Genomic DNA, 6,254 nt, shown 5'->3' on the forward strand with positions numbered 1-6,254 from the left:
TTCCCCGAAGGAAGAAAAGAGAGTGAGGGAGTATTTTGATGAATATAAAGTCCCTTTCCTTTTCCCTTTCTCCAAGATATGTAAAACAAAAAGGTTCGCTCCGTCCTTTCCAAGAGGAGACGATAAAGGCAATAAAAGAATCGCAAGAAAGGCTTATATTTGTTGAAGCACCAGTAGGCTCAGGGAAAAGTCATATTTTCCCCACTTTGTTGAACGATCCCTTTTTTGAACGAAGACCGCTCATATTTACTTATCCCACCAAGATCCTGATGGAGGCTCAAATTGGCTCAATGAAGCGAGGCACACCAAATCTCTCAATTTATCCACCTGATGATTTTTCTCCTCAGGGGATAAATCTTTTTTTCTATTCTTCTTCCTCTTTGGTAAGAATTCTCAAAGAGCAGGGGTTGAATTCCCAAATAAATAGGGGTGAGCTCCTTAATAATTTATTTAGGAACCTTGGTCTTTACGGCAAGCGTTCAGCGATCGTTACTTCTCCCGATGTTTTATTTCTTATGGTCAATAAAGAGGCCTACCGAGGCTCGAAGAGGTTGCAGAACTTACTTCAGGGGGCGTTCGTTTTCTTCGATGAGTTCCATCTTTATGCCAATCTTGGCCATTTCTATGAATTGCTGGAAGCGCTTCTTGATGGTATTGCAAGTAAGGTGGTTTTTCTTTCCGCAACCCCCTATGTGAGGGGAGAGGTGGAGAAATTAATCTCTAAATATGGAGCGGTTGATATTCCGTTCGATAGTTCTCGGGGAGATAAGAGGGATGTAATCTTCAACTATCCCCTTGAGGTGAAGGTTTGCGCCTATAAATACACAAAAAGAGAGGATACACTTTCCCTTCTCAGGGAGCTTATTCCCAAGCTGGCGAAGCCATTAGCGATAATTTTTGATTCTGTGTTCCGGTTGAGACATCTTGAGCGAAGGATACGGAAGGAATTTGGGCAGTCGTTTGATATCGTTGAATGGAGTGGCATAAAGAAGGATAAAGCTCCGCTCACTGAAAGAACGGTGGTTCTCGGCACCTCAGCAATAGAGGTAGGCATCGATATGGATTTTAAAACCCTTATCACGGAGGTTTCCTATTGGACTTCGGCCATTCAAAGGATTGGAAGGGTGGGTAGGAAATCGGAGGGGAAGGTGATCATCTTAACTAATCGCGATTTCATCCCTTATGTTGATGAGAAGAATAGTTTGAGTCGGGATGAATTTGAGAAGGAGATTTTAATGAAGGTACTGCGTGATCCAGTTGGGATCCGGGTGGCAGGTGAGATGTTCCGTGGAGATAGCTATAACTTCATACTCATTGATAAAGATACAGGGGAGGCATTCCCCTATTCTCAATCCATTTTTGCTATGTACGAGGTTGAGAATGTTATTGATGATTGGAAGATTATGCCTTACTCAGAGAAGGTAAAGACATTGAGAAACTGCGGTATTCGTAATCGAGAGAAACTTGAGGAGTTGTTACTTTACGATAAACTTTTCCCTTTCTGGGGTGTAGTTGAAGGACGACTAGGAGATTATTACTATCGCGTTACCACTTCTTATGACCCTGAGACAGAGGAACTCATAGTTTCGGGGAAAGAAGAATTTATCTTTTATGGAGGATAATCAATGGTGCAATTTTCAGAGATAAAGGAAATTTTAGAGCCCCAGCTTGGCTATCTGGCTAAATCAAATGGGGAGCAACTTCTCTCACATCACTATACCGTGTGGAGTGTTCTTTCCAAGATAGCTAAATTCATTCCCTCGTTGGATGAACGGGAGAGGTATTTACTTGAACTTTCAGCATTGCTCCATGATGTGGGTAAGATGAGCGAGGAAAACCAACAGAAACTGAGAAAGGGTTTCGAGGAGCCGGGATCTTTTAAGATAGTCCATAAGATGACTCAAGAAGAACTCAATAAATACTTCGAGAAAGTTGAGCTATTGAAAAGGCTTAGCGAGGAAGAAAGGAAGTTTATCTACGATGTTATTCTGACGCATCATAGTGTTTCCCGGGATGATCTTAGGGATATTTCCACCCCCTCGGCTGGGATCTTTACCGAACTCTTGCGTTATGCTGACCATTTGGGCTCGATGGAGCGAGTAAATCCAAACACAATAGCTCGAGTTAGAGAAGCTTTGCGTGGTTTTCTTGATATTACCTATTTTCAGATTTCCCGTTTCCCCTCACCAACCACCTATTTATTTTTGGAAGAGGGAATAAAGGCTTATCGAGAAAAAGGATGGGACCTTCTTCTCGTTTTCGATAACGCTGCTGTTTTCATCGGCGAGAAAGGACTGGGTTTTCCTAATAGGGAAGATGTGGTGTGGGTGATCGAAGATGTTTTCTTCAATAGTTCTTTAAAGTTTCAGTCGGTCTATAATGTTTTCACTAAATGTGTTCTTGGGGGGCTTTCTTGTACCCTGCCCGCCAAATTTATGGAAGCCAATAAGGATAGAATCGTCAGTAATTTGGGAAATGTTACCAAGAAAGGAGGACAATTTTTTAGATTATTGCAGGATCTCTATGCACTTGACGAAAGAGAATACAAAACCATAAAGAATAGACTACCTTTTTGCGATCTTATCCAGGCACTTTGTGGTTCTTCCGGTCACCCCCGAGCAAAAGGATTATGGAAGAACCTTTTTAAGGAAGAGCCACCGGACAGCTTCAACGAGAATGCTTTGACTTCATTGCTTTCTAAAATTTCCCCATCAGATATCATTCCTGACGAATATCTATCAGAGCTTCCCGGTGATAGGAGGAAGAAACTTGATCGTTTCACGCCTGAAGAGCTTTTTCAACTTCTTTACCATATTGCTCGGAGGAGGGAGGAAAAGGTTGGAGATTATTCAGATATCACTCGATATGTAGAAACCATAATGGCTTTAGAGGAAAAGGCGAATTTTAGGGAGTTGGCTAAAGATATTTTCGATCGGTATAAAAGCTATAAAAGAACAAAGACTGCTACTAAAGGAGCCTGTGAGCGTTGTGGTTGCCCCGTGGCTTCGGAAGCACGGCCTGTTTTGGGCTACGGGCGAGGGGAAGGGTATGGCTTTTCCCAGATAAAGGCAGACCCAAGTTCTTCTCAAGCTACTTGCCTCTTCTGTGCTTACGACAATATGGTAGCTAAAGGGGAAGGAAAAGGGGGTAGCCAGAAGGTATTAGTTCGTGTAGAAACAAAGGTTCCTGAACTATGGAAGCATTATAGAGAGCTCGATAGATTAATTAAGGCTATAAGCCAGGGGGTAAGATATCCTCATTCTATAGTAAAGATTGAAGAAAAAGAGGAGCTTCGTCATTTGCCTTTTGGTAAAAGATTGCGTATCCCCCTCTCTCGAAAGGAATACGAGGAGGAATATAGACAGATTTTCCGAAGTGAGCACGGGGTTTTGTTTAGTATAGGAAATGTTGGGCGGAAGGAAGGAGTTAAGAACCTCCGAGCGAAGTATGAACCCCTCTATCATGCACTGAACCTACTTGGTTTTACCACCAGTATAGGACTGAAGGAGCAGATAGGGTTATTTGGCGAATCAGTAGTTACTACCACCGAGGCATACTACAATTCGTTAGCGGTGATACTCCTTGCCCGAGCAGTTAAGAAAGGAAATGAGAGTAAGTTCCTCTTCGCAAAGGAATTGATAGAGAAGTCTCCCAGTGTGGCTCTCCGTTGCGCTTCCGAAGAAGATAAGAAGGGGGCAAGCTTACTTAATAAAGATCAGCTTATGAGGTTTTATCAGTTTCTGTATAAAGGTAATATCAAGGTTTTTGAAGTAAATAGGGAGGTATATTCAATGAGAAATCTTTTAAAAGATGCTGCGTTCTTCGCAGATAAAGAAAAAGGAATACCCCATTTCTGTATAGAGCCGGAGAATAGGGGTGATTTTTGGGGGAAGTTGACTCGGCATTCAGCGACGAAGCCGATAGCTCAGGCGCTTGATGAGATAATGATGGGAAGGGAGTTTGATTTTGCAATGGAGCGATTTCTACGCAACATCGCTACTAAGATCCCCAAAGAGGAGCAAGATGAGCTTAAGAAATTTGTGGCTAAAACTAAAGAGGTATTAAGTAAGTACCATCAATTGAGACAGGAGGATATATCCAAGTTTATAAGAGCAAGAAATGCTTTGACTTCTGCTATCTATGTTTTCACCCGCTATTCAAATTTGAAGGAGGTTATAAATGAATAAGATGGACTTCTTAAAGGAAGTTAGTGCACTTCCTAAGGGTGTTTACCTTCAGTTGGTTACCAAGCTTACTTTACTCGATGAGACGATTATCCGTAGTAACGATCCCGAGGAGGTACTCACCTTCCGGTATCAGAAGTTGGGCAACAGGTTCATAATACCTTGGAGAAAGATCAAGGGGAAGCTACGCCGAATGACTTTAGAGAAACAGCGCTCTCTTGGGATAAGTCCTGACTGTCATCTGAAAGATGATCTTTGTATGAGATGCCCCAGTTGTTTTATCTTTGGCGGTACTGGTGAAACGAGTAGCGCTAAGGTGGCATATAACATATTAGGCAGAATACTCGGTGAGACCTTTATCTCAACGACAGAGGTCGGAGAGGTGGAGCCCTATACCCAGAATGCGGTCGATGAGCTAACCCATACCACGGGACAGGCTTTGATGAATATCGTTACCGTCCCGCCAGAAACCGAATTTTATGGGGTGATTACTGTCAAGGATCCGACTAAAGAGATGGCATCAGTGGTGATAGATAACCTAAAACGGCTTACCAGGATTGGGGCGAGAAGTGTAGAATGGGGAAGGGCTACTCTCGAGATCTTGGGGTATAAACTTACCGATCGAGAGGACCTTAGCGCCTATTTCATTGTTAATGATAATGGTGACCTCCTTTCTGAGCTGGAGAAGGTAGATTCGCTTTCCCTCCCTGAGGTTGAAAGCTCTTACAGAATATTAGATGAGCAGGTTGCTACTATTGTTGAAAGCATCAATAAAAAAGCGACTAAAAGGAAATGAAGATCTATAAATACACCATAACATTGCTTGATTCCCTCTTCTATTCTCGGGAGGGTTTAGGAAGTGCTTTCTCGCCTCCTTATCTCCATGCCACAGCGGTTAACTGTGCGGTAAATTATGCTCTTTCACTTAATCCCGAGCTCCAACCGTATGTTATTTCCGAAGCAAATGGTGGCAGAAATACACCTCGATATAAGAATTCGCTCGTTAATGATGCTTTCTACTTTACCCCAGCTCGGCTAAAAGGGGTATTAAGGTATCAACCTCAGACAGTAAAAGGTGATCAGGATGGTTTTTTAATAACCGGCTATGGTAGCAGTGGAGGAAAGGCAGAGGTACTTAAAGCTTATCAGATATTCGAGATACCTCCTGAAGCAGTGTTCGAAGGTTATCTCTTCCTGAGGCAGGATGATCTTGTTCTCCCCCAGCTTATTCGTTTAGGGAGCTTTCGGGGAAAAGCGAGGCTTGAGGTGGCTACAGTTTTTATCAAGGAAGTAGAAGAGGAACTAGTCCTTGTTGAGCATCCTGTAGATCCTCTTGTTTCCGAGGTTGAACGGGGGGTTATGGTGAATCTTTTCCCTTACCCTGTGGTAGAAAGTGCTAGCTGTCCCTTTGCGGTTAGAGTGATAGAGGAGGGGGAGAAATTTCCTAAGTTTGTTACGCCTCCGGATGAATTTAAGAAATATTTCGGAAGAAGGGAGGAAAAAGGACATCCTAAAAGAGGGATGATTGTGTGATGAAGGTAAGATTCGCTCTCCTCAGGTTCGGGGTGGGGAGGGAGGTGAAGGTTTCTGCTGCCAAGCTGAGGGGATACATCGTCTCCCGGTTTCCCGATGAGGTTCTCCTACACCAACATTTAGGGGGGCGGTTTATCTACTCTTATCCCAAGGTCCAATATAAGATCATAGGTGGGGTTCCTTTCATTGTGGGGCTCGAGGAGGGTGCAGAGCTTCTCCCCCGTATTGCTTCCGAGGTGAAGGAGTTGGTTCTCGGTACCGAGGTTTTTCCCCTATTGGGGAAGGAGATTGTTGAAGAGGAGGTTGAACTTAAGGAGGCAAATCCTCCGCTTCGTTATCGTTTCTTCACCCCTTGGCTCGCCCTGAATGAGGAAAACTACGAGAAGTATCTCAAGCTATCGCCTAAAGAGCGCCGGAGAGAGCTTTCCCGGATCCTTGTGGGCAATCTCATCACGATGGCTAAAGGGCTTGAGTATGTGGTCCTTTTTGATGTTTGGGCAAAGGTGTTCGTTCATCCAGTCCCAACATCGTTTAAGC

Annotated in this window: 5 protein-coding genes; all 5 read left to right on the forward strand. The window is 43.5% G+C overall.

Going from position 1 to position 6,254, the window contains the following annotated elements:
- The first annotated feature begins 38 nt into the window (after positions 1-38).
- Positions 39-1,622 carry a DEAD/DEAH box helicase gene (locus J7L64_09370; GenBank protein MCD6452551.1) on the forward strand — a complete coding sequence of 528 codons (1,584 nt, stop codon included), beginning with the start codon at positions 39-41 and terminating at the stop codon, positions 1,620-1,622.
- Between the two features lie 3 nt (positions 1,623-1,625).
- On the forward strand, positions 1,626-4,187 hold the full coding sequence (locus J7L64_09375) for an HD domain-containing protein (protein MCD6452552.1): 2,562 nt from the start codon (positions 1,626-1,628) through the stop codon (positions 4,185-4,187).
- Positions 4,180-4,980, forward strand: a complete 801-nt coding sequence (gene cas7d / locus J7L64_09380) for a type I-D CRISPR-associated protein Cas7/Csc2 (GenBank protein ID MCD6452553.1) — start codon at positions 4,180-4,182, stop codon at positions 4,978-4,980. Before J7L64_09375 ends, cas7d begins: the two co-directional genes overlap by 8 nt.
- Complete coding sequence (gene cas5d, locus J7L64_09385; protein MCD6452554.1) at positions 4,977-5,717, forward strand: type I-D CRISPR-associated protein Cas5/Csc1; 741 nt, start codon at positions 4,977-4,979, stop codon at positions 5,715-5,717. The genes cas7d and cas5d overlap by 4 nt, the downstream gene beginning before the upstream one ends.
- On the forward strand, positions 5,717-6,254 hold a 538-nt coding region (locus J7L64_09390), incomplete at its 3' end, for a DNA repair protein (GenBank protein ID MCD6452555.1). The genes cas5d and J7L64_09390, both read left to right, overlap by 1 nt.

The sequence above is a fragment of the Acidobacteriota bacterium genome (assembly GCA_021161905.1).
In the GTDB taxonomy this organism is placed as follows: Bacteria; Acidobacteriota; B3-B38; order Guanabaribacteriales; family JAGGZT01; genus JAGGZT01.

What these genes read in the sequence shown, in the direction of transcription:
- J7L64_09370 (MCD6452551.1), top strand. Translation starts at nt 39, where the DNA reads ATGAATATAAAGTCCCTTTCCTTTTCCCTTTCTCCAAGATATGTAAAA.
- J7L64_09375 (MCD6452552.1), top strand. Translation starts at nt 1,626, where the DNA reads ATGGTGCAATTTTCAGAGATAAAGGAAATTTTAGAGCCCCAGCTTGGC.
- cas7d (MCD6452553.1), top strand. Translation starts at nt 4,180, where the DNA reads ATGAATAAGATGGACTTCTTAAAGGAAGTTAGTGCACTTCCTAAGGGT.
- cas5d (MCD6452554.1), top strand. Translation starts at nt 4,977, where the DNA reads ATGAAGATCTATAAATACACCATAACATTGCTTGATTCCCTCTTCTAT.